Annotated in this window: 26 protein-coding genes; 13 read left to right on the top strand and 13 right to left on the bottom strand. The window is 69.4% G+C overall.

The window, feature by feature from the left end; translation table 11 throughout:
- Window positions 1–70: 70 nt before the first annotated feature.
- A complete protein-coding gene (locus AC5WS7_RS04670; RefSeq protein ID WP_495953053.1) occupies window positions 71–1,015 on the bottom strand; it encodes a universal stress protein in 945 nt (314 codons plus the stop codon).
- Window positions 1,016–1,280: 265 nt separating this feature from the next.
- Here AC5WS7_RS04670 and AC5WS7_RS04675 point away from each other — a divergent pair, with 265 nt between their 5' ends.
- Complete coding sequence (locus AC5WS7_RS04675) at window positions 1,281–2,030, top strand: SDR family NAD(P)-dependent oxidoreductase (RefSeq protein ID WP_495953054.1); 750 nt, start codon at window positions 1,281–1,283, stop codon at window positions 2,028–2,030.
- Window positions 2,031–2,045: 15 nt separating this feature from the next.
- Window positions 2,046–3,017 carry an Acg family FMN-binding oxidoreductase gene (locus AC5WS7_RS04680; protein WP_495953055.1) on the top strand — a complete coding sequence of 324 codons (972 nt, stop codon included), beginning with the start codon at window positions 2,046–2,048 and terminating at the stop codon, window positions 3,015–3,017.
- Here the strand turns inward: AC5WS7_RS04680 and AC5WS7_RS04685 are convergent.
- The 5 genes from AC5WS7_RS04685 to AC5WS7_RS04705 form a co-directional block, all read right to left on the bottom strand.
- Window positions 2,974–5,757, bottom strand: a complete 2,784-nt coding sequence (locus tag AC5WS7_RS04685; protein ID WP_495953056.1) for a cation-translocating P-type ATPase — start codon at window positions 5,755–5,757, stop codon at window positions 2,974–2,976. The genes AC5WS7_RS04680 and AC5WS7_RS04685 overlap by 44 nt on opposite strands.
- A gap of 280 nt (window positions 5,758–6,037) precedes the next feature.
- Complete coding sequence (locus tag AC5WS7_RS04690; RefSeq protein ID WP_495953057.1) at window positions 6,038–6,199, bottom strand: hypothetical protein; 162 nt, start codon at window positions 6,197–6,199, stop codon at window positions 6,038–6,040.
- Between the two features lie 94 nt (window positions 6,200–6,293).
- Window positions 6,294–6,509 carry a wax ester/triacylglycerol synthase domain-containing protein gene (locus AC5WS7_RS04695; RefSeq protein ID WP_495953058.1) on the bottom strand — a complete coding sequence of 72 codons (216 nt, stop codon included), beginning with the start codon at window positions 6,507–6,509 and terminating at the stop codon, window positions 6,294–6,296.
- Window positions 6,506–6,703, bottom strand: coding sequence for a hypothetical protein (locus AC5WS7_RS04700; protein ID WP_495953059.1), 198 nt, complete (start codon window positions 6,701–6,703; stop codon window positions 6,506–6,508). The genes AC5WS7_RS04695 and AC5WS7_RS04700 overlap by 4 nt, the downstream gene beginning before the upstream one ends.
- A 49-nt stretch (window positions 6,704–6,752) precedes the next feature.
- Window positions 6,753–7,217 carry a pyridoxamine 5'-phosphate oxidase family protein gene (locus AC5WS7_RS04705; RefSeq protein WP_495953060.1) on the bottom strand — a complete coding sequence of 155 codons (465 nt, stop codon included), beginning with the start codon at window positions 7,215–7,217 and terminating at the stop codon, window positions 6,753–6,755.
- Window positions 7,218–7,941: 724 nt separating this feature from the next.
- Here AC5WS7_RS04705 and AC5WS7_RS04710 point away from each other — a divergent pair.
- The 10 genes from AC5WS7_RS04710 to otsB all read left to right on the top strand — a co-directional run bounded on the left by AC5WS7_RS04710 (window position 7,942) and on the right by otsB (window position 19,694).
- Window positions 7,942–8,295 carry a hypothetical protein gene (locus AC5WS7_RS04710; protein WP_495953061.1) on the top strand — a complete coding sequence of 118 codons (354 nt, stop codon included), beginning with the start codon at window positions 7,942–7,944 and terminating at the stop codon, window positions 8,293–8,295.
- Complete coding sequence (locus AC5WS7_RS04715) at window positions 8,292–9,212, top strand: hypothetical protein (RefSeq protein WP_495953062.1); 921 nt, start codon at window positions 8,292–8,294, stop codon at window positions 9,210–9,212. Before AC5WS7_RS04710 ends, AC5WS7_RS04715 begins: the two co-directional genes overlap by 4 nt.
- Window positions 9,199–10,563: a V-type ATPase 116kDa subunit family protein gene (locus tag AC5WS7_RS04720; protein WP_495953063.1), complete on the top strand. Its 1,365-nt coding sequence runs from the start codon at window positions 9,199–9,201 to the stop codon at window positions 10,561–10,563. Before AC5WS7_RS04715 ends, AC5WS7_RS04720 begins: the two co-directional genes overlap by 14 nt.
- Complete coding sequence (locus AC5WS7_RS04725) at window positions 10,563–10,976, top strand: ATP synthase subunit C (RefSeq protein ID WP_495953064.1); 414 nt, start codon at window positions 10,563–10,565, stop codon at window positions 10,974–10,976. Before AC5WS7_RS04720 ends, AC5WS7_RS04725 begins: the two co-directional genes overlap by 1 nt.
- Window position 10,977: 1 nt before the next feature.
- Complete coding sequence (locus tag AC5WS7_RS04730; RefSeq protein ID WP_495953065.1) at window positions 10,978–11,196, top strand: hypothetical protein; 219 nt, start codon at window positions 10,978–10,980, stop codon at window positions 11,194–11,196.
- Entirely contained in the window at window positions 11,193–11,789 is a 597-nt protein-coding gene (locus AC5WS7_RS04735; protein ID WP_495953066.1) for a hypothetical protein, read from the top strand. Before AC5WS7_RS04730 ends, AC5WS7_RS04735 begins: the two co-directional genes overlap by 4 nt.
- Before the next feature lie 65 nt (window positions 11,790–11,854).
- Window positions 11,855–13,609: a V-type ATP synthase subunit A gene (locus tag AC5WS7_RS04740; RefSeq protein ID WP_495953067.1), complete on the top strand. Its 1,755-nt coding sequence runs from the start codon at window positions 11,855–11,857 to the stop codon at window positions 13,607–13,609.
- Window positions 13,610–13,661: 52 nt separating this feature from the next.
- Window positions 13,662–15,038: a V-type ATP synthase subunit B gene (locus tag AC5WS7_RS04745; RefSeq protein WP_495953068.1), complete on the top strand. Its 1,377-nt coding sequence runs from the start codon at window positions 13,662–13,664 to the stop codon at window positions 15,036–15,038.
- Between the two features lies 1 nt (window position 15,039).
- Window positions 15,040–15,639 (top strand): V-type ATP synthase subunit D, encoded by a 600-nt coding sequence (locus tag AC5WS7_RS04750; RefSeq protein ID WP_495953069.1) that lies wholly within the window; start codon window positions 15,040–15,042, stop codon window positions 15,637–15,639.
- 77 nt (window positions 15,640–15,716) lie between these two features.
- On the top strand, window positions 15,717–19,694 hold the full coding sequence (gene otsB, locus AC5WS7_RS04755; protein WP_495953070.1) for a trehalose-phosphatase: 3,978 nt from the start codon (window positions 15,717–15,719) through the stop codon (window positions 19,692–19,694).
- Here otsB and AC5WS7_RS04760 read toward each other — a convergent pair whose 3' ends face one another.
- Complete coding sequence (locus AC5WS7_RS04760) at window positions 19,695–20,201, bottom strand: GNAT family N-acetyltransferase (protein WP_495953071.1); 507 nt, start codon at window positions 20,199–20,201, stop codon at window positions 19,695–19,697.
- Window positions 20,202–20,583: 382 nt separating this feature from the next.
- Between AC5WS7_RS04760 and AC5WS7_RS04765 the strand changes: the two genes are divergently transcribed.
- Window positions 20,584–21,219: a CBS domain-containing protein gene (locus tag AC5WS7_RS04765; protein WP_495953072.1), complete on the top strand. Its 636-nt coding sequence runs from the start codon at window positions 20,584–20,586 to the stop codon at window positions 21,217–21,219.
- Window positions 21,220–21,333: 114 nt separating this feature from the next.
- On the opposite strand, the gene AC5WS7_RS04770 is transcribed toward AC5WS7_RS04765, so the two are convergent.
- The 6 genes from AC5WS7_RS04770 to AC5WS7_RS04795 are packed head-to-tail and all read right to left on the bottom strand — an operon-like array spanning window position 21,334 to window position 26,420.
- A complete protein-coding gene (locus AC5WS7_RS04770; RefSeq protein ID WP_495953073.1) occupies window positions 21,334–21,870 on the bottom strand; it encodes a hydrogenase maturation protease in 537 nt (178 codons plus the stop codon).
- Window positions 21,867–23,159: a Ni/Fe hydrogenase subunit alpha gene (locus tag AC5WS7_RS04775; protein ID WP_495953074.1), complete on the bottom strand. Its 1,293-nt coding sequence runs from the start codon at window positions 23,157–23,159 to the stop codon at window positions 21,867–21,869. The genes AC5WS7_RS04770 and AC5WS7_RS04775 overlap by 4 nt, the downstream gene beginning before the upstream one ends.
- Window positions 23,143–23,961: an NADH-quinone oxidoreductase subunit B family protein gene (locus AC5WS7_RS04780; RefSeq protein ID WP_495953075.1), complete on the bottom strand. Its 819-nt coding sequence runs from the start codon at window positions 23,959–23,961 to the stop codon at window positions 23,143–23,145. The genes AC5WS7_RS04775 and AC5WS7_RS04780 overlap by 17 nt, the downstream gene beginning before the upstream one ends.
- A complete protein-coding gene (locus tag AC5WS7_RS04785) occupies window positions 23,961–24,812 on the bottom strand; it encodes an FAD/NAD(P)-binding protein (protein WP_495953076.1) in 852 nt (283 codons plus the stop codon). The genes AC5WS7_RS04780 and AC5WS7_RS04785 overlap by 1 nt, the downstream gene beginning before the upstream one ends.
- Entirely contained in the window at window positions 24,809–25,303 is a 495-nt protein-coding gene (locus AC5WS7_RS04790) for a Crp/Fnr family transcriptional regulator (protein ID WP_495953077.1), read from the bottom strand. The genes AC5WS7_RS04785 and AC5WS7_RS04790 overlap by 4 nt, the downstream gene beginning before the upstream one ends.
- Entirely contained in the window at window positions 25,290–26,420 is a 1,131-nt protein-coding gene (locus AC5WS7_RS04795) for a 4Fe-4S dicluster domain-containing protein (RefSeq protein ID WP_495953078.1), read from the bottom strand. The genes AC5WS7_RS04790 and AC5WS7_RS04795 overlap by 14 nt, the downstream gene beginning before the upstream one ends.
- Window positions 26,421–26,607: the final 187 nt, after the last annotated feature.

Raw genomic sequence — 26,607 nt, forward strand, 5'->3', positions numbered from 1 at the left:
GCCCGTATCGGACTTCGAAGGTCTCCGACAGCGGCCTGCGGGGTGGCATGCGAGTGCTCATCGCTCGCGCCTACGGATGGACGACCATGACCGGACTTCGTGCATGTTGCACGAGCGAGTTGACCGTCGAACCCACCAGCATTCCGGTGAATCCGCCGCGGCCGACGCTTCCAACGACTACCAGTTGCGCTGATTCCGACCACTGCAGCAGATGCTCGGCGGGGTCGAAGGCGTACGAGATTCCGCGGACGCGGACCTCGGGGAATTTCTCGCGCCACCCGGCGATCCGCTCGGCCAGGATGGCGCTCTCGGCCTCGCCCGGATCGCCGTCCAACCGCACGGTGTCGTATCCGGCGTAGCGACCGAAGTTGTGGTCGTTCCACACGTGCACCGCGACCAGTTCGGCATCGCGCAGAGCCGCTTCGGCGAAGGCGGCCTCGATCGCCGGGTCGCAGCTCGGGCCGCCATCGACGCCGACCACGACCGGTCCGGACATGTGGACGGTCTCCTCGCCCCCCGGATCGGTCCGGACCACGACGACCGTCCCGTGGGCGTGTGCGACGACCGAGAGCAGCGTCGAGCCCAGATGGGCGAGGGTTCCCGCCGATCCGGTCGCGCCGACCACGACGGTGAACGCGTCGGTGCTGTGGTCGACGAGCAGGGCGGCCGCGTTGTCGGTGACGATTTCGGTGCTCACCGATACCGCGGGCGTCACGGCCTGAACCACCTGTTCGGCGTGGGCCATGAGCTGTTCGCCGCGGGTACGGGCGGCGTCGACCACCGACATGCTTCCCACCGAATAGGCGCCGCCCGGCCAGGTGGTGCCGGTGAGATTCATTCCGTGCAGGATGTGCAACTCGCGCCGATGAGCATCGGCGTACTGCGCGGCCCACCGCAGTGCGGCATCGGAACCGGGCGACCCGTCGACGCCGACGACCACCTTCGCCGACACCAGCCGGTGGTGGCCCTGCTCACCCGGTTCTCCTCTGGTGCGCCTTGTGAACAAGCCCGTCATCGCGCTCTCCCGAATTCTCCGGCGAAACGTCTCGGTCCTCATCGTGCGAGCTGCGAACCGGTCTCGGCACTGCCGAAGGTCACCGGATCGACGGGCCGTCGGGCCTCGTCGTCGGCACGGGAAGGAGCCGGTCGACAAGTACCCTCCGATGGCCTCGCGTGCGGTGACCTTCGGCAGTCTCTACGGCGCCGCCGAAGCGGAAAGCTGATGCTGGGTGGACACAGTTCGGGCTGCGCGGACGGACCCTTCCGGAAGGACTCGGATCATGACCGAATTCAGTGGTCGAAGCGCGATCGTCACCGGCGGCGCCCGTGGGATCGGCGCAGCCGTGGCCACGGCACTGGCGAAGGAACAATTCGGGGTGGTGGTCGCGGACCTGCTCGAGCGCGACGGCAGCGCGACGGCACGATCACTCGGCGGGAACGCGGCTTTCCGGCGTCTGGATGTCATCGAGGAAGCCGACTGGCGATCGGTACTCGATGACGCCGAAGAGCTCTTCGGTCCGGTCGCGGTGCTGGTGAACAACGCGGGAATCATCGACTTCGGCGGCGTCGACACCGAGACCCCGGTGGCCTTCCGCCATGTCGTGGGCGTCAATCTGTACGGCCCCTGGCTGGGCATGCACCTTGCCGCGCCTCGCATGCGCGAGAACGGGGGCGGGGTGATCGTGAACATCTCCTCCACCGCGGGGCTGGTCGGTTACGCCGGGCTGGGTGCGTACGTGGCCAGCAAATGGGGGCTGCGCGGGCTGACCAAGACCGCCGCGCTCGAGTTCGGGGCGGCGGGGATCCGGGTGTGCTCGGTCCATCCCGGCCCGATCCACACGCCGATGACGGCGCCGTTCGCCGACGACGAGGTCGCCACCGCGCCGTTGCCGCGCTTCGGCGAGCCGGAGGAAGTCGCGGCCATGGTCCGGTTCATCGTCACCGAGGCCACCTTCTCCACCGGTTCGGAGTTCGTGCTGGACGGCGGAGCCACAGCGGGACAGTCCCTCGCCATGTCCGGCGAGTCCTGATCGGAGACAACAACTATGACGCACCAGCATCCCGACCCGGAGACGCTGCGGTCCATTCTGCGGCTGGCCGTACGCGCGCCCTCGGTGCACAATTCCCAGCCCTGGCTGTGGCGCGTCGGCGAGCAGACCGTGCAGCTGTACGCCGACCCCACCCGGCGCCTGCCGCGCACCGATCCCGATGGGCGCGATCTGCTGATCAGCTGTGGCGCCGCACTGCATCATCTGCGCGTCGGCGCACTGGCATCCGGTTGGCAGACGCGCGTGCATCGCCTGCCCAACCCCGCCGAACCCGATCACCTGGCCGCGGTGGAGTTCGAGCGGGAATCCGTGACGCCCGAAGCGATACGCATGTCCGCTGCCATCGGCCGCCGCCGCAGCGACCGCCGCCGGTACACCTCGTGGGAGGTGCCCGCCGGCCGGATCGACGCGCTCGCGGAGGCGGGCCGGGCAAACGGCGTGCTGGTGCACAGAGTGGAGGACGGATACGAACGGGCGCGGCTGCACCGAGCCTTCGAGCACGCGGCCCGCGAGCACGCCCAGGATTTCGAATACGGTGCGGAACTGCATCAATGGAGTGGTGTTCACGCCACTACGCAGGGGGTGCCGGCGCACAGTGCGGTCGTGTCCACCGATCCGATCGTGCGCCCGTTCGCCGGACCGGATCTGCCGCAGGCGGTGATCGAGGACATCCACGGCGACGAGCCGATCCTGGTTCTGGCAACACCCGGGGATGAACGAATATCGCGGCTTCGCGCCGGGGAGGCCGCCAGCGCGGTGATGCTCACCGCGACCGCCGCGGGTCTGGCATCGTGCCCGCTGACCGAACCGCTCGAACTTGCCGGGACGCGGGCCGAGATTCGATCGGATGTATTGCACGACAGCGGATTTCCGCAAATCATCATCCGAATCGGCTGGGCCGGCCAAAGTGCGGAGCCGATTCCGGTCACCCCGCGGCGTCCCCTGGAAGAGGTCGTGCGGCCGCTGTGACGCGCCGCCGGTTCAGATAGCGGCGCAATTCGTCGGCGCCCCAGACGATGACCGGATAGGGAAGTAGCAAGGCGAGGTAGCGGACGGGCAGTGCGCTGGTGCCCAGCAGTTCCTGCAGCGGTGGGGTGTAGACGAACAGCGCGGCGAGCGCGATCTCCGCCACGATGGCGACCAGCAGGTAGCGATTGCTGAACACACCGACCGAACGCAGCGAGGCATATTGCGTGCGCACCGCGAAGACGGTGCCGATCTGCCCGGCGATCATGCCGAGAAACGCCATGGTGGTGGCCTGCGCATAGGCGTGGTGCAGCGGTGTACCGGGCCCGGTCGGCACTCCCGGTCGCCACCCCGCGGTGTGCAGGACGTAGAAGAATCCCGCCAGCTGCAGGGTCGTGACGATCAGGCCGAGGAACAGCCACGCGCGGATCAGCATGGGCCCGCGGATGACGCCCTCGCTGCGCGGGCGTGGCGGACGGGCCATGATCCCGGGTTCGGCAGGCTCCCGGCTCAGCGCGAGCGCGGGCAGGGTCTCGCTGCCCACGTCGAAGGCCAGCAGTTGCAGGATGGTCAGCGGTAGCGGGATCGCGCCGCCGCTCAGCGCGAAGACGAGGAAGGGCACGGTTTCCGGGGTGGCGTGGGCGAAGATGTAGATGATGAATTTGCGGACGTTGTCGTAGATTCGGCGACCGGCCCGGACCGCGGCGACGATGGAGCTGAAGTCGTCGTCGGTGAGCACCATGGTGGCGGCTTCCCGCGCGACGTCGGTTCCCGAACGTCCCATGGCCACGCCGATGTCGGCGCGATGGAGTGCGGGCGCGTCGTTGACGCCGTCGCCGGTCATGGCGACGACGTGCCCGTCGGCACGCAACGCCTCGGCGATGTGGAGTTTGGCCTCGGGTGTCGCGCGGGCGAAGATGATCTCCGGCCGGTCCCGCATCAGTGCGGCCAGTTCCTTCTCGCCGAGCCGGTCGAAGTGCTCACCGGTCACGACCGTCGGATCCGGCCCGGTGATACCGACGCGCTCGGCGATGGCAGCCGCGGTGAGCGGGTGATCACCGGTGATCACGATGATGCGGATGCCCGCGGTCCGGCAGCTCGCCACCGCATCCGCGACACCCGGGCGCGGTGGGTCGAGCATCGCGATCAGACCGGTCAGGCACAGGTCGTGTTCGGCATCTGCGCGGCGGTGTGGCGGGCGCCGCTGTGCGGACAGTTCGCGCTGGGCGAGGGCGAGTACGCGGAGCCCTTCGGCGGCGAAGGCGTTGACGGCGTGCGCGACGTGATCGCGGCGGTCGGCGTCGAGCGGGAGCAGGCGTGCATCGGTGTCGAGAACGCCTGTGCAACGTGGCAGCAGCGCTTCGGGCGCCCCCTTCGCATGGACCAGCAGAGTGCCGTCCTCGCGTTCGTCGATGGTCGACATCATTTTCAGTTCCGGATCGAAATGGAACTGCCAGCGGCGGTGTGCCTCCCGGTGGGCGGGATCGATGTCGGCGCCGAACCTCCGTGCCGTCGTCAGCACGGCGATCTCGGTCGGATCGCCGGTCTGGCCGGACTCGTCGAGACGAGCGTTGTTGCACCGGGCGGCAATTCGGCCCAGCGACCGATACAGCGGCGAGAATCTCGACATCCGGTCCGGCGCCTCCGCGGCCGTGCCGGTATCCAGATCGAGCCGCCCGGCGAGGGTCCAGACCGCGACCGGGGTCATGCGATTCTGGGTGAGGGTGCCGGTCTTGTCGGTGCACACCACGTCGGTCGACCCCAGTGTTTCGACTGCCGACAGGCGTTTGACCAGTGCGCCGCGCCGTGCGAGGCCGCGTACCGCGACTGCCAGTGCCAGCGTGATGACCGGTAGCAGCCCCTCGGGAACCATGCCGGCCAGCAAACCGGCGGCGAACACGAGAGAGTTGATCAGCGTGAGATGAGCCGCGAGCGTCGCCAGCGGGATGAACGCCAGCGCCAGCAGCACCGACGCCGTCGCGATCAGCCACGCGACCCTGCGAACCTGACGTTCGAGCGGACTCGGTTCGGGGGCCACGCGTTCGGACAAGGCCGCGATCCGGCCGATCTCGGTGGTCATACCGGTGGCGAACACGATGCCGCGGGCCTGCCCGCCGGTGCAGTGGGTGCCGCTGAACACCAGATCGTGGGCGCTCAGCAGCGGCACGTCCACCTCGACCATCGCCGCCGATCGCAGCGTAGGGACGGATTCGCCGGTCAGCGCCGACATGTCGACTTCGACAGCGCCCGCGAGCAAGCGAATGTCGGCCGCGATGCGATCGCCCTCCTCGAGAACGACGATATCGCCGGGTACGAGTCGCGTCGCGTCGACCGCACGCACCTCCCCGTCGCGGTCGACCTTGGCGCGCTGCGGCAGATATTTGGCCAGCGCCTGGACCGCGCGCCCCGCCTGCACCTCCTGGACGAAGGACAGTGCCGCGTTGAGCACGATGATCAGCAGGACGGCCCCGGCAACCACATACGAACCCACCAGCAGCAACAAGCCCGCGGCGAGCCACAGCAGCAATGCCAGCGGATGAGTGAGCTGGCGCGTCAGCTGCCCGGGCCACTGCCGACCGCCTCGCTCGTGCAGCACGTTCGGCCCGTACTGGAGCAGCCGCCGCTCGGCTTCGGTGCTCGTCAAACCGGACCGGTTGCTGCGCAGGTCCCGCAGCAACCGGTCGGCGGCTTCCTCCGGATTCAGTCCGGCCGGCCGCACCCACAGCTCGTGTTGACTGCGCACGTCTCACATGCTGGGCCGGTCCACACCGAGACGACAGAGACCAATCGGACCCGTCTTCGTGGACCAAGGACCCGCCGGGGCATCCGGTCACGACCGCGGACTCCGGGCACGGCCGAGCAGCACCGAGATCTCGGTTTCGATGGCCGAGGGGATCGTCTCGATGTCGGGTGTGCTGTCGTAATCGGCGGTGATGCCGAAAGTCAGCCGGTCACGGTGATCGTCGCCGAAAGCCGGTTGTCGAGAACCTGTTTCGCGCTCGCTGCTCTCGTGGACACGGGTATCACGACTCGTCCACCTGAGACAATTCGGCGCGCGCCACGGCGTATCGGCGTTGCTGCCCCAGGACGCCGTTCAACGAGGGTTCGGCCGAGGGAACGATCGTCGAATACAGCACGGGCGCCAGTGCGCGGATGGCCCCGACGGTACTCAGCGGCACAGTCACGGGCAGCCGGAGTACCTCCTTCCGCCAACCGAAATAACCTTTGTCCGAACGGCTTTCGCCTCTCGTGCCGCGCCGGGCCGGCTCTGCCGGACTGTCACAGAAACTTTATGATCATCGCCCACCGGTTTTCGGCGAGATGTTCCACGAGCGTGATCCGCCACAGCGGATGGTCGCGATCCAGTCGTTCGGTGAGTTCGGTGGCGATCGGCTCGCGCAGTTGCGGCTCACCGCCCGGCTCCGGCAGAGCGACCCGGCGAACATGGTGCGCCAGCGCGAAATCGGGATCCTCCTCCCATACCGGTCCGCTCACGTCCAGGGAGTGCGGCGGATCCGTTGCCGTAGCCTGCCATGGGACTCCAGGCCTCGGTCGAGCCATATCCGCGCCTCGTCCTGGCTCGGTGCCGGACCGGCGATGATCGCCGCCACACCGATGGCGAGACCGATGTGCGGGTCGGAGTCCTCGAGTTCCAGGAATCCGACGCCCAGCGGGCTCGAATGCGTCATGGTGAGCACCTGCTTCCGAGATACGAGGGTCGTCGGTTCCGCAGGGTTCTCACGGTTGCGCGGCCGGACCCGATACGAGATCCCCACGCAGGCGGATGCCTGTGATGATGGACGGCTCGATCTCCACCACGACGTCCATGTCGCCGTCGGTCCATGGTTCGAGCATCGTCTCGTACCGGGCGATGCGGTCGGGATTCGTGACGGCATGCGCGAGACCGGTGACCACGACCGACCATCCGACGCGGCGGACCGGATCGATGTCGTCGGCTTGATAGGCGACGACGATGTGCGACCTTTCGTGCACCGTCGAGGTGAACCGGACGGTGAGCTGTGCGCGGATGATGATCATGCCCGCCTCGACCAGGTGGTTGACCGGCCGGACCGAGGGCATCGCGTCCCTGGTCGACACGACGCGTCCGTACGCGGCGCCGGCGAGCAGGTGCATCGCCTCGGCACTGCTGATCGGCGTCGCCCTGCTCGGGCGATGACCGTTGTCGACCTCGGAGGTGATCACCGCGCAGCTTCCCTTCCTCGCGCCTCGCGCTCCCCGTTCGCCCGCAGCGCCTGCCCTGGCGCTGAAGGGACATACGAACAACTTTGTGCCACAGAGTGATTCGGTGCCGAAGTGGACATTTCCGAACCAGTGATCGGTGAACCTCCCGCCTCGCGACCGAATCGGTAGTTCGCGCCCGGTCGTCGCACGGATCTTCCGCGCTGCGAACGACCGCGCCGGGCTTGCCGCCTGTGCCCCAGGATGCGATTCCGATTCGATGCGCGTCAGATTCGGTGGTCGTCAACCGGGAGGTCGTAGGTCACCGGTCGGTCGCTGGAACCGGATTCGGAGCCCGCGTGCACAACGCCCGGACCGCAGCGGGCTGCCGCGACCCTGATTCGGGTGGAAATGGTTGCTGCACAGATCGATTCACGCGCATGTGAGCACGCGCCCGGAGCCCGGCCCGGCTGCGGCGCTACGTGGCTCGGTGGTTATCCCGGTTATGTGAGCTGCGCCGAGCGATGCCCGAGGGGTCCAAGGTCCTGCGACCCAGCCGACTCGCGGCTCTACTGAGCGGGGGCGGCGGCGACCGAGAATCGGTCCAGGTAGAGGGGACCCTGATTCGGAGGATCGAATGCCCGGATGGCGTGATTTCCTCGATCGGTTCAGGCCTGCGGGAGCGCCCGGAGCCCCTTCGCCGGGCAGCATACCGGTCGACAGGTCAGCGGCAGCGGCCGCGGAGTTGATGCCGCTGCTGGAGCGGCTGGACAGTGTTCAGGACGAGGCGGGCCGGCTGGAGGCGGCGGCGCGGGAGCAGGCCGCACAGGTTCGTCGCGCCGGGAGCGAGGAGGCGGCGGCCCTGGTGCAGTGCGCTCGGGATGCCGCGGAAACCACTGCCGCGCAGGCGGCCTGGTCCGAGTCGGCGGATGACGCTGCGACGGGCCGGGACGACGACCTGGCCGATGACAGCGATGTCGCGGCGGAAGTGACCCGCCGGGCCCGGGAACGTCTGCCCGAATATGTCGCTCAGGTCGTGGCGGGAATGCGTGAGCTCATTGCCGATTTGTGCGCGCCGGCGTCCGGGACGGCACGGCGATGAGCGTGGGTTGGGTCGCGGGTAGCGTGCGTGCGACCGGGCTGAGTCGGCGGCGCTTGGGGGAGAACGGTGCGCGCAGCCTCGCCGCGAGCGGTTCGCTGGCCGGCGCGCAGCGAATGCTGGCCCATGGCCCTTATCAGCACGACATCCGGCTCGGCGCCTCGTTGCCGGACACCGAATTCGCCGTCTCGGCGACGCTGGCGTGGCAGTTGCGGGTGCTCGCGGGGTGGCAGCCTCGTGCGGGTGCGGGGCTCGTGCGCACCCTGGCCGGTGGCTTCGAGGTGGCCAATATCGCCGCGCTCGCCACAGCATTGGCCGGCGGTCCCGCGCGAAGCAGTTACGAACTGGGCGCACTGGACTGGGCCTGGCGTGGGCTGCGCGGTGCTCGGACTTCTGCCGAACTGCGTGCGGCGCTGGGCAATTCGGTCTGGGGCGATCCCGGAGACGAGTCGTGCGGTGACATCGCCGATGCCCTCGCGCTGGTGTGGGCGGCCCGGGTCGCCGACTCGATCTCCGCCGCCCGTGCCTGGGCGCACGGTGCGGCCGCGTTGCTGGTGGCGCGCCGCCGGTTCGCGGAGCACCGTCCGCTGTCCGCGCCGATCGCCCGCCGAACCGCGCACATGCTCGGTGAACGGGCCGTGTCGGCGAGCGAGCTGGATTCGTACCGGGCGGCGCTGCCGTCCACGGCGCGCTGGGCCCTTCGCGATGCGGATACCGCCGCCGACCTGTGGCGCGCGGAATTCTCCTGGTGGCGGCGACTCGCGGCGGACGGGGCGAAGCTGCTCGCGGACGGAGGTTTCGGTCCGGCGGTTCCGATCGGGACGACCGCGGTGCTCGCCGCCGACGCCTGGCGGGTGCGTGCGGCACTTCAGGTCGCGGCGGGAGTGGCGGATACGGGGGTGCTCGATGAACTGGTCTGAGTCGATGACTCCGGTGCGCATGCGGCGGATCGCTATCGTGACACCGGTCGCGTTGCTGCGCGACACCCTGGTGCGGGTGGCCGCGGCCGGAGTGGTCGATCTGGACTACGGCGAGCCCGCCCCGGTGCCGGAGCCGGGGACGTCGGTGGCGTTGTCGGCGCGCGAACCCGATCCGGACCTGCTCGGCCGGGCGAGTCGCCCCGACCTGGTGGCGGGCGAGGCGCAATTGCGAACCCGCCGCGATGCGGCGGTTCGCCGTCGCGAGGTCGCCGCGCTCGCGGGGTGGTGCCCGCAGGACGAAGTGCCCGGCCTGCGCGAGCGATTGGCGCCCTCGGCGGTTGTCGTGCCGCTGACCGCCCCGGCCGGAATCGACCCGCCGACACTGCTGAGTGGTTCGCCGTCGGCGCGCCGCGCGTTCGCGCCGCTGGTCGGTCTGTACGGCGTCGTGCCCTACCGGGACATCGATCCCTCCGTCGCGGCGGGCCTGGCGTACGTGACGATGTTCGGGATGATGTTCGGCGACGCCGGGCACGGGCTGCTGCTGATCGTGGCCGCGCTGATGCTGCGAAGCGGGGTCGTCGAGCGGCTGGCACGCGTTCGCCGGCTATGGGTTTTCGTCGCGGGGGCGGGGCTGGCGGCGACGGTGTTCGGACTACTGTACGGCGAGTTCTTCGGACCGACCGGGGTGCTTCCGGTGTTGTGGACGAGCCCGCTCGATCAGCCGGTGCGGTTGATGGGCGCGGCACTTGCCATCGGAGCCGTGATGCTCGCTGTGGCGTATGGATTCGGGGTGGTCAATCGCTGGCGGGAAGGCGGCCTGCGGGTGGCGCTGTATTCGTCGTCCGGAATTGCCGGAGCCGCAACATTTCTGGGCCTCGGAGCCGGGGCCGCGGGAGTGTGGACGCACCGGTTGCCGATCCTGTTGGCCGGCACGGCGGTTGCCGGGACCGGGCTGGCGTTGTCGACGGTCGGCATGTTCACCGAATCCGGCGGGGGAGCCACCGGGGTCGCCAGTTCCGGAGTGGGATTGATGGACCTGGTGGTTCACGTCGGAGCCAACCTGATCTCGTTCGCCCGCCTCGCGGCATTCGGCATGACTCACGCCGCCCTGGGCTGGGTGGTGTGGCGTGCGACCACGGCGGCCGCCGGATGGGGTGCGGGCGGGATCGTGGCCGCGGTGGCCGTGTTCGCGGTCGGCAACGCGCTGGCTTTCGCGCTCGAAGCGCTGGTCGCTGGTGTGCAGGCGCTGCGGCTGGAATTCTACGAACTGTTCTCCCGCATCTTCGTGGACACCGGACGGTCGTTCACGCCCTGGCACATCCCTGTGATCGAAGCGGAGGGAGTCTCGTGATGACGTGGATAGTCGTCCTTCCCGTTCTGGTGGTCGTGTCGGTGGCGGGCATCCTGCTGGTGCGCCGGCCCAGCCGGACCGCGCTGCGATGGTTCGCCGGGACCAGCGCGATCGTGCTGATCGCTGGTGTCGTGCTGCTCACCGTCGCCGTGCGCGCCGGGCCCGCCACGGCTGCGACCACGGCTGCCGGGTCCAGCGGCTCGAACGGCGCGGCTCTCATCGGCGCCGCGGTCGCCGTGGCGGGGTCCTCGATCGCCGCGGGTTTGGGCGTGGCCTATACGGGCGCGGCGGCCTTGGCGGCGATGAGTGAGCGCCCGGAGATGTTCGGGCGTGCGATGGTGATCGTGGGCCTGGCCGAAGGCATCGCCATCTACGGGCTGATCGTGGCCATCATGCTCATCGGGAGGGCGTGAGATGGGCACGGTCGCAGTGCTCGGGGAGCCCGAACGAGTTCACGGCTACGCACTCGCCGGCGCGATCGTGGTTCCGGCGGTGGGACCCGACGCGGTGCGCCGGGCGTGGGGTCGGCTGGACGAGCGAACCACAGTGGTGGTGCTGACCCGCGCTGCGTCCGAATCCTTGACCGCGGAAATACGGGGTAGCGCTCTCTTGACGGTGGTGATGCCCGAATGAACTCGGCCCGCACGGTCGTCGCCACCGGCCCTGATGCTGAAATACGAGAAGCCGCAACGGATTCCAGCGTCATGCCGATCGGGCAGCAGTCCGTCGACGCCGCGCTGCAACCGATCCGCGCGCTGATCATCGGGCGGGCTCGGGAGGCGGCCGCGAACATCCTGGCCGACGCACACGCGGCCGCGGCCACCGAACGAGCACATGCCGAAGCCGACGCGGCGACGATCACCGAACGCGCCGTTGCGGCGGGACGTGCGCGTGCCGCGGCGTCGCGTGCCGCCCGGCTGCATGCCGTGGCACGGCAACGCCGGGCGGACGTACTGCGCGCTCAGCGCGCAGCGTACGACCGGTGGCGGATGGCGGCGACCAACGCCGCCGCGCGCATCGCCGACGAGCCCGGATACGCCGAGATCCGCACCGGCCTGCGCGATTTCGCGCGCCGGGCACTCGGCCCGGAGGCAGTGATCGCCGAGGATCCCGCCGGCGGTCTGACCGCCCACGGCGACGGCCGGTCACTGGACCTTCGGTTCGGCACGATCGCGGCCCGAGCGATGGAACAGGTCGTGCCGCGGATCGGGGGACTGTGGATATGACCGCGAGGCCGCCGCTCGGCCGCTCCGGCTCGTGTCCGGCGCCCGCCCGCGACGGTGCCGCGCCCGTGGCGGAGTCGGCAAGCGCCGATATCACCGATTCGGCACGGGCGGCGTCCCGCATCCGTCGCGTCGCGGGCCCGCTGGTCGAGGTGAACCGCTTCGCGGGCGTCGCGATGAACGATCTGGTTTCGTTGGGGGACAACGCCTCCGAGGCGGAGGTGGTCGCGATCGGCAGCGATCGGGTGACCGTGCAGGCGTACGAATACACCGGCGGACTCGGCCCCGGAGCCGCGGTCCGGTCCGTCCGGCGACGACTGTCGGCACGGCTGGCCCCGGATCTGCTCGGCGGCGTGTTCGACGGGCTGTTGCGCCCGTTGGACCGGGCTCCGACCTGGCTGGTCCCGGGCCCGGTCGAACCGGATACGCAGCGGCGCTGGCGATTTCGCCCCAGCGCGGTGGTCGGTGATCGGCTCGGCCCCGGCGAGGTCGTCGGCGCGATCGATGACGCGGGGCCACTGGAGTACCGCGTACTCGTCCCGGTGGACGGCGGCGGGACCGTGACGTGGATCGCGGGCGAATGTTTCTGCGGCGCAGCGGATCCTGTCGCGACGATCGGGGGCGAAAACGTCACTGTGGGCAGGCGCTGGCCGGTGCGGGTGGCGCGACCCCATCGTGGGCGTTTCGAGTCGGGCGAGCCGCTGCGGACGGGGCAGCGCGCGGTGGATCTGCTGTACCCGGTCGCGAAGGGCGGCACCGTGGGCGTGCCGGGCGGATTCGGCACCGGCAAGACGATGTTGCTGCAGCAGATCGCCAAGTGGTGCGATGCGGATGTCATCGTCTATGTGGGGTGCGGGGAGCGCGGTAACGAGATGGCCGAGATCGTGGCCGAACTGTTCGCGTTGACCGACCCGCGCACCGGCGGGCGGTTGATGGACCGAACCTGCGTCATCGCCAACACCTCGAACATGCCGATGATGGCCCGCGAGGCGAGCGTCTACACCGGGGTCACGGTCGCCGAACACTTCCGGGACATGGGCTATCACGCCGTGGTGATCGCGGATTCCACCTCGCGATGGGCAGAAGCGTTGCGCGAGTTCGCCTCCCGGCTCGGGGCGATGCCGGCGGAGGAGGGGTATCCCGCGGACCTGGCCTCGGACCTGGCCGCGTTCTACGAGCGGGCCGGCGCGGTGACCACCTTGGGCGGCGCGCGGGGATCGGTGACCATCATCGGTGCCGTGTCGCCGCCGGGCGGGGACCTGTCCGAACCGGTGACCGCCCAGACCGAGCGCTTCGTCCGCTGTCGCTGGACGCTGGACCGCGACCTCGCCTACGCCCGGCACTATCCGGCGGTGTCGTGGTCGGCGTCGTTCTCCCACGACGTCGACGTGGTCGCCGCCGACCGCGCAGCCGGCGGCGATCCGCTGTGGGCGGCTCGGCGCGGGCGGGTCGTCGAACTGCTCGCCGAGGCCGACCGGCTCGCCGCGCTCATCGAACTGGTCGGCCTGGACACGTTGCCGCCCGATCAGCGCATGGTCGTGCTGGGTGGACGGCTGCTGCGCGAGGCGGTACTCCAGCAGAACGGGTTGTCGGCCAACGATGCGCACTGTTCCATGGCCAAGTCCGCCGCTCTCACCGACACTGTCCTGGCGGTGATCGACCGGTGCCGCGACCTCGCCGCGTCCGGTGTCCCCGCCGGGCAGCTCGAGGCGGTGGACTTCGGACCGCTGATCCGGATGCGTGAGGCGGCTGGCCCCGAGGACACCACCGCGGCCGGCTCCGTGCGGACCGTGATGCTCGCACGACTCGGGACAGCGCCGTGAGGCCGCGATCCGCGCGGGCCGGGCGATTGCTCACCCGGCGGGAGAGACGCTGATGTCCCGGCAGTGGGTGGGCTATACCGATATCCGCGAATTGCGCGGCCCGCTGCTCGTGGTCGGCGGCGCCGACGGTGTGGGATGGGACGAGTTCGCCCGGATCGATCTGGGTGACGGGGTCGTCCGGCACGGCACGGTGCTGGACGTTTCCGACGACCTCGTCGTCCTGGAAGTGTTGGAGGGTACGGCGGGAATCGACCCGTCCGCGGCGATCGTCGAATTCTCCGGCGCGCCTTTCGATATCCCCGTCGGCGACGACTGGCTGGGCCGCATCTGCAACGGGCGTGGCGAGCCGCTGGACGGCGGGCCGCCGGTGCCGGGCCGTCGAACGCCGGTCGCCGGCGCGCCGTTGAACCCGACCCGGCGCGATCCTCCGGCCGATCCCGTGCTGACGGGGGTGTCGGTCATCGACGCGCTCACGACCTTGGTGCGCGGGCAGAAGCTGCCGATCTTCTCCGCGCCCGGCCTGCCGCATCTGCGCCTGGCCTGCCAGATCGCCGCGCAGGCCAGTGCGGGCTCGGAGCCGTTCTCCGTCGTGGTGGCCACCATGGGGGTGCCGCACGCCGACGCCGACTTCGTCCGCAGTGCTCTCGAAGAACGCAGTGCCGCGGGAGAATTGACGCTTCTGATCAATCTCGCGGACGACCCTGTGATCGAGCGGCTGCTCACGCCACGGGTGGCGCTGAGCATCGCCGAGCATCTGGCGTTCGGCGAGCCGGGCGGACGGCACGTCCTGGTGGTCCTTGCCGATATGACCAACTATGCCGAAGCGTTACGCGAAGTGTCGGCCGCGCGCGGTGAGATACCAAGCCGCAGAGCATATCCCGGCTATCTCTACAGCGATCTGGCCGCACTCTACGAGCGGTGCGGGCGCGTGCGAAAGCAGGCGGGATCGGTGACGATCCTGCCGGTTCTGACCATGCCCGGCGGTGATATCACCCACCCGGTACCCGATCTCACCGGTTACATCACCGAGGGGCAACTGGTGCTCTCGCCCGACCTGCACGCCGCCGGGATCTATCCGCCGGTGGACGCGCTGTCCTCGCTGTCGCGGCTCATGCGCTCCGGCGCCGGGCCCGGGCGGACCCGGGCCGACCATCTGCCGCTGGCCGCCCAGCTCCTGGCGGCACTGGCGCGCGCACGGCAGGTTCGCGAACTGACCGAGCTGATCGGCGTCGGCGCGCTCACCGCGGTCGACCGGGCACATCTGGAACTCGCCGACGCCTTCGCCGTCGAACTGGTCGACCAGGGGGCGGACGAATGCCGTTCGCTGGACACCACCCTGGATCGCGCCTGGGGTGTGCTGAGGCGGCTGCCCCGCAGTGCGCTGACGATGCTTCCCGACGACCTGCTCGACGCTCACGAGGTGAGATGACATGGCGCCCTTACGTTTTCCTCCCGGCCGCGCCGGGCGCGCGTGGCTGTCGGAGCGGTCCGCGGTGGCCGGTTCGGCGCTGTCGCTGCTGGACAGCAAGCGGGTCCTGCTCGAGGCCGAACTGCGCCGATTGCGCGCTGACCATGACCGGACCGCGCGGGACTGGGCGGCCGCATGCGCCGCGGCGCGCGAATGGCAGGCGCGCGCCGCCCTGTTCGGCGGCACCGGAGCGCTGATCGCTGCTGCGTCGCCGAGCTGCGCCGACGTCACGGTGCATACCGAGACGCTGGCGGGTGTGAGCTATCCGGGACGGGTCGAATATGCTCTGCCGCAGCAGGATCGGAGCCCGGTCGCCTACAGTGCGAGTCTGGTGGCCGCCCGTGCGGCACACCGTCGCGCACTCGCCGCGGCGGCCGAGCACGCCGCCGCCACCGCGGCCGTGCGCGCGGTCGAAGGAGAGTTGGCGGCCACCCGGATCCGGGCGCGGGCACTACGCCGCCGCCGCATTCCCGCGCTCCGCGCTGCGCTGGCCCGGCTCGACCTGGAACTGGAAGAACGCGAACGCGACGAGCGCACCACCGCCCGCCGCGCCCGCCGCTGAACCATCGCCCGGGGCAGCGGGTCGTTTGTCGACCTGTGGCCCTGGCCCGCGCGTACGAGGCGGAGGAGGCTGTGGTCATGGACGACGAGCAGCGGGGGCCGGTGATCGATTCCCGCGCGTTCGACGCGGTCGTCTTCGATATGGACGGTGTCGTGACCGACAGCGCCTCGATCCACGAGGCAGCGTGGAAGGAGCTGTTCGACGCCTTCCTCCGGGACCGCACGGCAAGGCCGGGGCAGGACCTCTCGCCGTTCACCCGGGACGATTACGAGCGTTTCGTCGACGGTAAGCCGCGGTCCGACGGTGTCACCGATTTCCTTGCGGCCCGGGGTATTTCGCTTCCGCGCGGAGAGCGATCGGATCCGCCCGGCGCGGCGACGGTCCGCGGTCTCGGCAACCGCAAGGACGCGCTGTTCCTGGACCGGGTCGGCCGCACCGGCGTACCCGCGTTCGAATCGACCGTGGCGTTGGTGCGGGCTCTGCGTGCCGCGGGCATCGGCACCGCGGTGTTCTCCGCGAGCCGCCATTGCGCCGAAGTGCTGGACGCGGCCGGTCTGGCGAACCTGTTCGCCGTCCGGGTCGACGGACTGGTGGCGGAGGAACTCGGACTGCGGGGCAAGCCGGATCCCGCGATGCTGGTCGAGGCCGCCCGGCGACTGCGAGCGCAGCCCGAGCGGACCGTGGTCGTCGAGGATGCCGAAGCGGGCGTGGCGGCCGGCCGTCGCGGCGGCTTCGGCCTGGTGATCGGGGTGGACCGGGTCGGACATGGCGAGCGGTTGCGTTCGGGTGGTGCGGACGCGATCGTCACCGATCTGGCCGAGGTGCGGCTGCACAGCGGATATCCCCGGATGTCCGAGACCCCCGACGCCCTGGAATATTGGCCGCGGATCGCCGACCGGCTGCAGACCGGCAAACCGGCTGTCCTCCTGGATTTCGACGGCACGCTGTCCGACATCGTCGCGGATCCCGGGACCGCGACACCGCACGCGGGAACCGTACGGGCCCTGGAGAAGCTGGCGCGGCAGTGCCCGGTGGCCGTCGTGAGCGGCCGCGAGCTCGAGGATCTGCGCGCCCGTGTCGCGGTGCCCGGCATCTGGTACGCGGGGTCTCACGGCTTCGAACTGATGGGGCCGGACGGCCGCAGGCACGTGTACTCGGCGGGGTCGTCGGCGCAGGGTGCCGTCGCCCGCGCGGCCGCCGCGCTCGACCACGACCTGCGCGAGATTCCCGGGGCCCTTGTCGAGAACAAGCGCTTCGCCGTGGCCGTGCATCATCGCGGTGTTCCCGAGGACCAGGTCGCTCGGGTGGTCTCCGCCGTGCATCGCATCGGTCACGCCACCGGTCTGCGGGTCACGGCCGGACGCAAGGTCACCGAGTTGCGTCCGCCGGTGAGCTGGGACAAGGGCCGTGCGGTCGACTGGATTCTGGAACATCTGGCGACCCCGGCCGTACCCGTCTATGTCGGTGACGATCTCACCGACGAGGACGCGTTCGACGCGGTGGGTGCGGGCGGCATCACCGTGTGCGTGCGCAACCCCGAGGCCGGTGACCGCAGGACCGCCGCCGAATTCGGCCTGGACGGTCCCGGCCGGGTCCGTGATCTGCTCGTCCGGCTCGCGGTTCTGCTCACCGAGGCGCACACGTCGGCCGCCCCGGAATCGTGGGTCCTGGCCTTCGATGGCTACGACCCTGCCGCCGAGAGATTGCGAGAGGCACTGTGCAGCATCGGCAACGGATACCTCGGCGTCCGGGCCGCCGCTCCCGAATGCGGGCCCGGCCGGCATCACTATCCCGGCACCTACGTCGCCGGAATCTACAACCGGGTGCACGACGAGGTCGACGGACACGAGGTGGACAACGAGAGCCTGGTGAATCTGCCGAACTGGCTTCCGCTGACCTGGCGCATCGACGGCGGTGCCTGGTTCGACCTCGACTCCGTCGAAATACTTTCCTACCGAACGGAATTCGACCTGCGCAGCGCCCTGCTGAGCCGGACCTTCCGCGTTCGCGACAGCGCGGGGCGGATCACAGCGGTGCACGAACGCCGGTTCGCCGCTGTGCATGCGCCCCATGTGTGCGCGCTGCGGACCGCGATCACCGCCGAGAACTGGGACGGTGTGCTGACCGTGCGCTCCGGTATCGATACGGCGGTACGGAACGATCTGGTGGATCGCTATCGCGATCTGTCCGGACACCACATCGGCCCGCCGGACGTGCGCAGGCCCGTCGAGGATACGGTCGTCACCCTCGTCCGCACGCGCGGTTCGCAGATTCCGATCGCCACCGCGATCCGCACCCGAGTGCACGAGAACGAGACCGGTCCGTCCGCGTCTTGGCAGCCGGTCGCGGATCGTGGGATTTTCGGTATCGAGACCGATCTCGCGATGAGCGCGGGGCGGTGTGTGTCGGTGGACAAGATCGCGACTCTGTTCACCGGTCGCGACCGTGCGATCTGTTCCCCGGAGGATCAGGCGCGCCGGGAGCTCGACGGCGCCGCAGACTTCGGCGCGTTGTTCGATCGTCACGCTCTCGCATGGGAGCATCTGTGGGCGCGGTTGCGCATCGATCTGGACAGCAACGCGACCGCCGCTCGCACCGTGCGGCTGCATCTGCTGCACCTGATCCAGACAGTGTCGCCGAATACCGCGGATCTCGACGTCGGCGTCCCGGCACGCGGCCTCAACGGCGAGGCGTACCGCGGCCATGTGTTCTGGGACGAGCTGTTCGTTCTGCCTGTTCTGAACCTGCGATTCCCCTCGGTGACTCGATCCTTGCTCGAGTACCGTCGGCGCCGGCTGCCCGAGGCGCGCCGGCTGGCCGCGCAAAACGGTTGCCCCGGAGCGCTTTTCCCCTGGCAGTCCGGCAGCGACGGCCGGGAGGAGAGCCAGCGTCTGCATCTCAACCCGCGGTCGGGGCGGTGGATCCCCGATCCCAGTCGGCGCGCGCACCATGCCGGAATCGCGGTGGCGTACAACGTGTGGCAGTACTACGAGCTCACCCGCGACCGCGAGTTCCTCACCCGGACGGGGGCCGAGCTGCTGGTGGAGATCGCGCGATTCTGGGCCGCCGCGGCGATCTACGACCCCCGCGACGACCGGTTCCACCTCCGTGGCGTGATCGGCCCCGACGAATTCCATTCGGGTTACCCGGACGCGCCGGGGGAGGGCATCGACGACAACGCCTACACCAACGTCATGGCCACCTGGGTCATCCGGCGCGCACACGACGCGCTGCGGCGGATTCCACCGCGGGCTCGAGCCGAACTGATGGAGTCCCTGGGGATCTCGTCCGAGGAACCCGAACGGTGGACCGCGGTCGCCGACCGGATGTACCTCGCGTTCCACGACGGGGTGATCAGCCAGTTCGCCGGCTACGAGCAGCTCGCCGAACTCGATTGGCCCGCCTATCGGCACAAGTACGGTGCCATCGGCCGGCTGGACCGGATCCTGGAGGCCGAGGGCGACGACGTGAACCGGTACCGCGCGGCCAAACAAGCCGACGTACTGATGCTGTTCTATCTGCTCTCGGCCGATGAGCTGCGAGAACTGCTGGGGCACATGGGATATCGGCTCGCGCCCGAGATGATTCCGCGAACCGTCGAGTACTATCTGTCCCGCACCTCGCACGGCTCGACACTGAGCGCGGTCGTGCACTCGTGGGTGCTGGCACGTGCCAATCGCGATCGGGCCCTGCGGTTCTTCGACACGGTGCTGGATTCGGACGTGCACGATATCCAGGGCGGAACCACCGGGGAGGGAATCCATCTCGCCGCCATGGCCGGCAGTGTCGACCTGCTGCAACGGTGTTTCACCGGACTGGAGATCCGCTCCGGGCGGCTGATCTTCAACCCCCGCTGGCCCGGATCCCTCGGGCAACTGAGCTTTCCGATGGTCTACCGTGGCCACCGGCTGTCGGTGCGGATCGACAGCGAGATCCTGGAGCTCGCCTCCGATCCCGGCGTGGCTCCCGCCCTGACCATAGAATTCGACGACCGCAGTCATCGACTCGCGGCCGGCGGCACGATCCGGTTGCCGCTCAGGGACCGTCGCGGGTGATCATCGTTCGCTCGGGGGCGTCGGTGCGAGTTCGAAGAGTACCTGAACGACATTGTCCTGCCGTCGCACGCGAATCGGGATATCGATATCCATCAGCAACTCCATCATCTTCGAATTGGTGGACATGATCTCGGCGACGAACTCTTCGATGCCGTTCCCGCGGGCCTCGTCGGCCAGGCGGCCGAGAAGTGCGGTCCCCACCCCCGAGTGCTGATCGTCGTGAGCGACGACCATGGCCACCTCCGCACGCCGGAAATCTTGGAGTGCAACGTAGTTCGCCACGCCGATCAGCCGGTCTCCGCGGAACGCGCCCACGGCACAGTGTGCGGTGTCCTGTATTGCGATCTCAGCGGCGACCGGGGTCAAATCCGCCGGGAGCGGCCCGAAGAACCGGCGGTAGCCGTCGCGTTCGTCCAGCGACGCGTACAGGTCGCGGATGGCGGAGGTATCTCGTGGAGTGAGCTTGCGATAGGTGACGCCGGGCAGCGACGTGGTTCGCTCGGTCATGAGGATCGGTGCTCCTTGACATCGCGATGGGTCCGTGCGCTTCGTGGTGTGGAAATGCGAAACGTCAAGTGGTCTCCATCGACTACAGCCTTCCCGATGAGCGTCGATTTCGTGATGGGCGAAAGTCACCGGACCGCTGTGAGAGATCGCCGTGTGCGGCGCAGGCTCCGTGGCACTGGTCGGTGACTTGTGTCATCGCGGCGAGAAGACACGGTGCCCTATGAGCCCGGAGGCGGGAGCGGTGAGATCGAAGTATGGCCACTATGTGGTCCGGGCCGAGATCCCGGTATCGACCCGGTCGGCGTGCCCATCAGCGAGCCGAAGCAGAAGGTCACCAAGGTCGACGTGAGATCGGCCGACTGACCGCAGGAGGCGATTGACGATGTATGCCCGCGATATCCTCAGCCGCCCGGTGGTGACGGTCCAACCCGGAACACCGCTGCGCGCTGCGGTGGCACTGCTGACCGATCACGGTTTCGCGGCGCTCCCGGTGGTGGACGACGAGGACCACGTCATCGGCATGCTGTCGGAGTCCGATGCCCTCGCCGTCGACGATGACGCCGGGTCCACCGTCACTGCCGGTGCGGTGATGACCACACCGGCGGAGGTCGTCGGCCCGAGCACCGACACCGCGACCATCGCCGCCCGGATGCTGGCGTTGCGTTTGCGATCCATGCCCGTCGTCGAGGCCGGTGTGCTGGTGGGCATCGTCGCCCGGCGTGACCTGTTGCACGCGCTGATCCGTGACGACGCCGCGACCGAGGCGAAAGTGCGTGCCCGGCTCGACAATTACGCGGGCAGCCGCCGCCAGTGGTCGGTCACCGTCACCGATGGCCGGGCGAGTATCCGGGGATGGTTCGCCGACGCGGTCGAACAGCGCACGGTCTCGGCATTGGCCTTGACCGTCGACGGAGTCGAGGACGCGGAGACCGTCGCCGAGGCATCCGCTCCCGCGACGGGCGCGGCGATGCCGCTGTCGGAGTGGCTGCACCGCAAGGCCGACGAAACCATCGGATAGGCACCTCACGTAGCGCCCGCGCAACCCACCGCACCCCGCGTCCCGGGCGCGGCATCGGCCGCCACACCCGGGGCCTGGTGACGACAATCCGAGAGGTCGTCTCGCGGTGCGCGGTCAGGGCGTCCGCGGTACCCGGTCCTGCGAAGCGCCGATGTGCGAAACGGACGCTGCCGTGGTTCGGTCGGCGTTGACCCCGACGTGCGCCAATTCCGCCCGCACCGTGTCGACCACCAGTGGGAGTGCCGCGGCGACGGGCTCGGACAGGCCTGCGCCGAGGTCGAGGCGGGCTGCTTCCACCGCGATGACGACCAGTTCGCGCGGGAGGCGGCCTAGTACTCGGCCGAGGCGGAATGCGTCGGGGACGCCGAGTGCGTGGGAGCTGGTGGCGGTGCTGGTCGCGGACAGCGCGTCGACGGTGGTGCGCCGGATGCGGCCCGGTGTGCCCGGCTCGCACCGGACCGCATCGATGACGACGGCGAGGTCGGCCCCGTCCCACGCCTGCAGCAGCTCGGTGGGGTCGCCGTCGCATACGGCGATGAGAACCCCGGGGAGAGCGTATGTTTCGAGTTCGCGCGCGGCCGCCGGGCCGATGCCGTCGTCACGCCGGTAGTCGTTGCCGACGCCGATCACCACCGCGTGCGGGTTCGTCATCGGCGTACCAGGTCGAGCCGCAGGAAGTGCGCCGAGCACGAGATGCACGGGTCGTAGTTGCGTATCGTGCGTTCGCACAGGCGGGTGAGGGCGGCGTCGTCCAGGTCGAGATGCTTCTCGACGACGCGGCGCAGGTCGTTTTCGATGGCGGCCTGGTTCTGCGAGGTCGGTGGGATGATGGTGGCCGCCCGGATCAGTCCGTCGTCGTCCAGCTCGTAGCGGTGGTACAGCAGTCCGCGGGGCGCCTCGCTGACCCCGTAGCCGACACCGGCTCGTGGGGTGACCGGAACCGCCGCGCGCGTGGGTGTTTCGTATTCGTCGAGCAGCCGCAGTGCTTCCTCGACCGCGTAGGCGACTTCGACGGCGCGAACCAGAATGCTGCGGAACGGGTTTCGGCATACGACGCCGAGTCCGATCTCGGCGGCGAGTTGCCGTGTCAGCGGGGTGAGGCGAGCGGAGTTCAGGCTGTAGCGAGCCAGCGGACCGGTCAGGTAGCAGTGCCCGTCGAGGGTCGCGTGCAGTGCGTTGGAATACGAAACCTGTTGCTCGACAACATGTTCGCTGAATTCTGCGGCGGGGAAGGTGTGGCCGGCGCTGGTGTGCACGGCGCCGGATTCGATGGCATAGCGCTGCGAATCGGTCAGTGCCACGAGCTGGTGATCGAGTTCCAGGTCGGGGAATTCGAGATCGGCGGCCCAGCGCGCGGTGTGCACGGCGAGATCGAGTGCGTGGCGCAGCTGTTCGCCCAGGCGCGCCAGTTCCGTGGCGGAAGGCAGCGAATAGAAACCGCCGACCCGGACGTTGATCGGGTGGATGGAGCGGCCGCCGAGCAGCTCGAGCAGCGCGTTCCCGGCCTTCTTCAACGCCAGACCCCGCTCGACCACGGGGCGATGGTCCGCGGCGAGGGTGAGGGCGTCCGGGTAGCCGAGGAAGTCCGGGAGGTGCAACAGATGAATGTGCAGGCTGTGGCTGGAAATCCATTCGCCGCAATACAGCAACCGGCGCAGTTGTGCCAGCGGCGGGTCCAGCTCGACCCCGCACAACTGCTCGACGGCATTGCAGGCGCTGGTCTGGTAGGCGACCGGGCAGATGCCGCAGACGCGGGCGGTGATGTCGGGCGGTTCGGTGTAGGCCCGCCCGCGCAGGAACGCCTCGAAGAAGCGGGGTGGTTCGTAGATGCGCAGTTCCGCGCGTTCGACCGCACCGTCGCGGACGCTGATGCGCAGGGCGCCTTCGCCTTCCACCCGGGCCAGTGAGCTGATGCGCAATTGTCTACCGCGGCTGCTCATCTCGGCTCCTGCCGGTGAACTCCGGCGCCGCGGCGGCGACGGTGGCGAAGACCCGGTCGATATCGCCGGTGGACATGCCGTTGACCCGCAGAATGGGAAGTAGCGCACCGACATTCGGTTTCGTCATCGGTCCGAAGCAGCCGAAGCAGCCGCGCCGGTAAGCCGGGCACAGAGCACCGCACCCGGCGTGGGTGACCGGTCCGAGGCAGGGAATGCCGTGTGCGACGGTCACGCACGTGGTGCCGCGGCGTTTGCATTCGGTGCAGACGCTGGAATCGGGAAGGTCGGGGGTCCGGCCGGCCAGGAAGGCGTCGAGGATCTCCAGCAGCTGACGGCGGTCGATCGGGCAGCCGCGCAGCTCGAAATCGACCCGCACATGGTCCGATATCGCCGTGGAGGTCGCGAGGGTATCGATGTACTCCGGGCTCGCGTAGACCACGGAGGTGAATTCGGCGACGTCGGCGAAATTGCGCAGCGCCTGAATCCCGCCGTGGGTGGCGCAGGCCCCGATCGCCACCAGAATGCGCGACTGCTCCCGGATTTCGATGATGCGCTGCAGGTCCTGCGGTGTGGTGATCGAACCTTCTACCAGTGACACATCGTAGGGGCCGGGCTGCACGGCGCTGGATGCTTCCAGGAAGTGGGTGATTCGTACCCGCGCGGCCAGGGCCAGCAGCTCGTCCTCGCAGTCGAGCAGAGTGAGCTGGCAGCCGTCGCAGGAGGTGAACTTCCAGACCGCGAGCGTGGGCCCGTTCTCCGTGTCGGCGGCCGTCGATTCAGCGGTGTGTGTGGTGGCGTCCATCAGAGCTCCTTCACCGCGAGCAGCGGTGCGGCGGTGGCGTAGTCGACGATCGGCCCGTCTCGGCACAGCAGCAGGGGGCCGAGTTGGCAGTGCCCGCACCGGCCCACGCCGCACTGCATATTGCGCTCGAGCGAGACGCGGATATCGGTGGCGGCAACTCCCTTGCGCTGCAAGGTCTGCGCGCAGAATCGCATCATCGGCTCCGGTCCGCACAGGAACGCCGTGGTGTGCGCGGGGTCGAGCCGTAGCCGGGCGAGGGGTTCGGTGACGAATCCCACCGGACCTGTCCAGTCCGCGGCCGGGCGATCGACGGTCTGATGCACGTCGATGGAACCGGTTGCGGCCCAACACTGTTGGTCGTGGCGGAACAGGATGTCCGCCGGTGTGCGGGCGCCGGTGATCAGCGTGACCCGGCGGTAGTCGGCGCGGGTGCTCAACACCGCGAGCACCAGCGCCCGCAGCGGTGCCATTCCGACGCCGCCGCCCACGATCACCAGATCGCGGCCTGTCGCCGAGCGCGGATCCCAGCCGGTACCGAACGGTCCGCGCACCCCGACGCGGCCGTCCACCGAGGTGTCGTGCAGCGCCGCGCTCACCGCGCCGACCGATCTGATGGTGTGCTCGAGCCGAACCTCCTCGGCGGGGTCGCCGCTGATCGAAATCGCGATCTCGCCGACGCCGAAACTGTAGAGCATCATGAACTGTCCAGGCCGAAAGCGCTGTGCCGCAAGATCGGTCGGCTCGAGGACGAGAGTGGTGGTGTCCCGAGTCAGGGGCCTGCGGGCGGTCACGCGATAGGACAGCATGACGTCGCCGACCGGTGGTGCGGAGGCAGGGAGGCCGACGGTCATCGGCCACCTCGCGGGGCGACGGGGCTGCGATTGTCGGCCGGGTTGCGATAGAGGTCCAACAGCCGGGCGCGGGTGGCTTGCAACCGGTGCAGCAGTGCTTCGAACAGCATCAATGTCAGCGCCCGCCCGAATACCGGATCAGCCTCGGCCAGTTCGATCAGTGTCGCGGCATCGAACTCGATCGCGGAAACCGGCGTGGCCGTGCGGGCGCCGAATTGCCACCGGTACGGCGGCGTCAGCCACGACCAGCCCAGCAGATCGCCGCCGCCGAGGCTCTCCACGATGACCTCGCCTTGCCCTGGAACGTGCGCGTCGAGCAGGATCCGGCCGTGGCGGATCAGCCAACACCGGTCCGCCACATCGCCTTCGGTGAGCAAACGGAGTCCCACCGGATACGACATGTCGCGTCCGGCGCCGGCGAGGGTGCGTAGTTCGGTGTCGCCGAGCGTGGACAGGTGGGCGAACTCCGACAGTTCGTCAACGCTGATCACGATCGGCTCCCTCGGCCAGTTCGGCCAGCCGGGCCACCTCGGCGGTCAGGTCGATGCCGGCCGGGCACCACGCGATGCAGCGGCCGCAGCCCACACATCCGGACGTATCGAACTGGTCGTACCAGGTGCTGAGTTTATGGGTGAGCCACTGCCGGTAGCGGCTCGCACCGGACTGCCGGACACTGCCGCCGTGGAGGTAGGAGAAGTCCGGCTCGAAGCACGACGCCCAGCGTTGCCAGCGTTCGGCGTGGTCGCCGGTGAGATCGGTGACGTCCTCGGTGCTGGTGCAGAAGCAGGTGGGGCACACCATGGTGCAGTTGCCGCAGGTCAGACAGCGGCTCGCGACATCTTCCCAGTGTGGCGATTCCCGCGAGTCACGAAGCAGGTCGCGCAGATCCGTCTCCGGCATGGTGCGCCCCATCCGGTTCGCGGCGGCCGACACCTCCGCCCGGGCCTCGTGCACCTCGTCGGTGGTCGCCGCCCGGTTCGCCACCTCGGCAAGGATCTCCGCCCCGGCCTCGGTGCCCACATCGATGAGGAACCGGTGTCCGGACTCATCGATGCGTTCGGTGAGAGCGAGGTCGTATCCCGGGGAGACCTCGGGGCCGGTGCCCATGGATGCGCAGAAGCACACGCCGCCCGGCTCGGTGCAGTTCACGGCGACGACGAACAGGTCGCGGCGCCGCGGGAACGACGGGTCGGGGTGCGCCGGCTCACCGAGCACCCGTCCGAGGATGGCGATCGAGGCCAGGTCGCAGCCGCGCACCCCGAGAAATGCCGACCGCACCGGCTGCTGCGGCTCGGTCACGCTGACTGCCAGGTCCGGGCCGATCGTGGCCAGCTGCCGATGTGGGGGATGCAGGAACTGTTTCCAGGAACCAGGCCCTGCCGAATGGGCGAACACCGCGTTGTCGGTGCGCCGATGCACCCGGTACCGGCCCGGCGCGACGTCGACCCCCCAACCATCGGGAAGCCCCGCGCCGGAGGTCAATTCATCGAGCACGATGGCGCCGTCCCGCAGCGTCGGCCCGATCACTCGGTACCCACGGTGACGCAAGACGTCGATCAGCCGGTCCAGCCCGGCTCGATCGATCACTGCGGTATCCCCGGCAACCATGGCAGGCTCGATTCGCATTCCATTCGCGGACTGCCCTAGAGTCTGGTCACCGCCCACGACCCGGCCCAGGGGCGAAGGTCCCACCGGCCCCTTACCGACGGCCTCTACCGCGTTCGGCCCGGGCCTTCGGGGTTCGGTGTGTGATCGTGGACGCGGCGGACCCAGGCATCTCCGGTCACCCTGACAG

The organism is Nocardia sp. PLKS1-43, assembly GCF_059510335.1.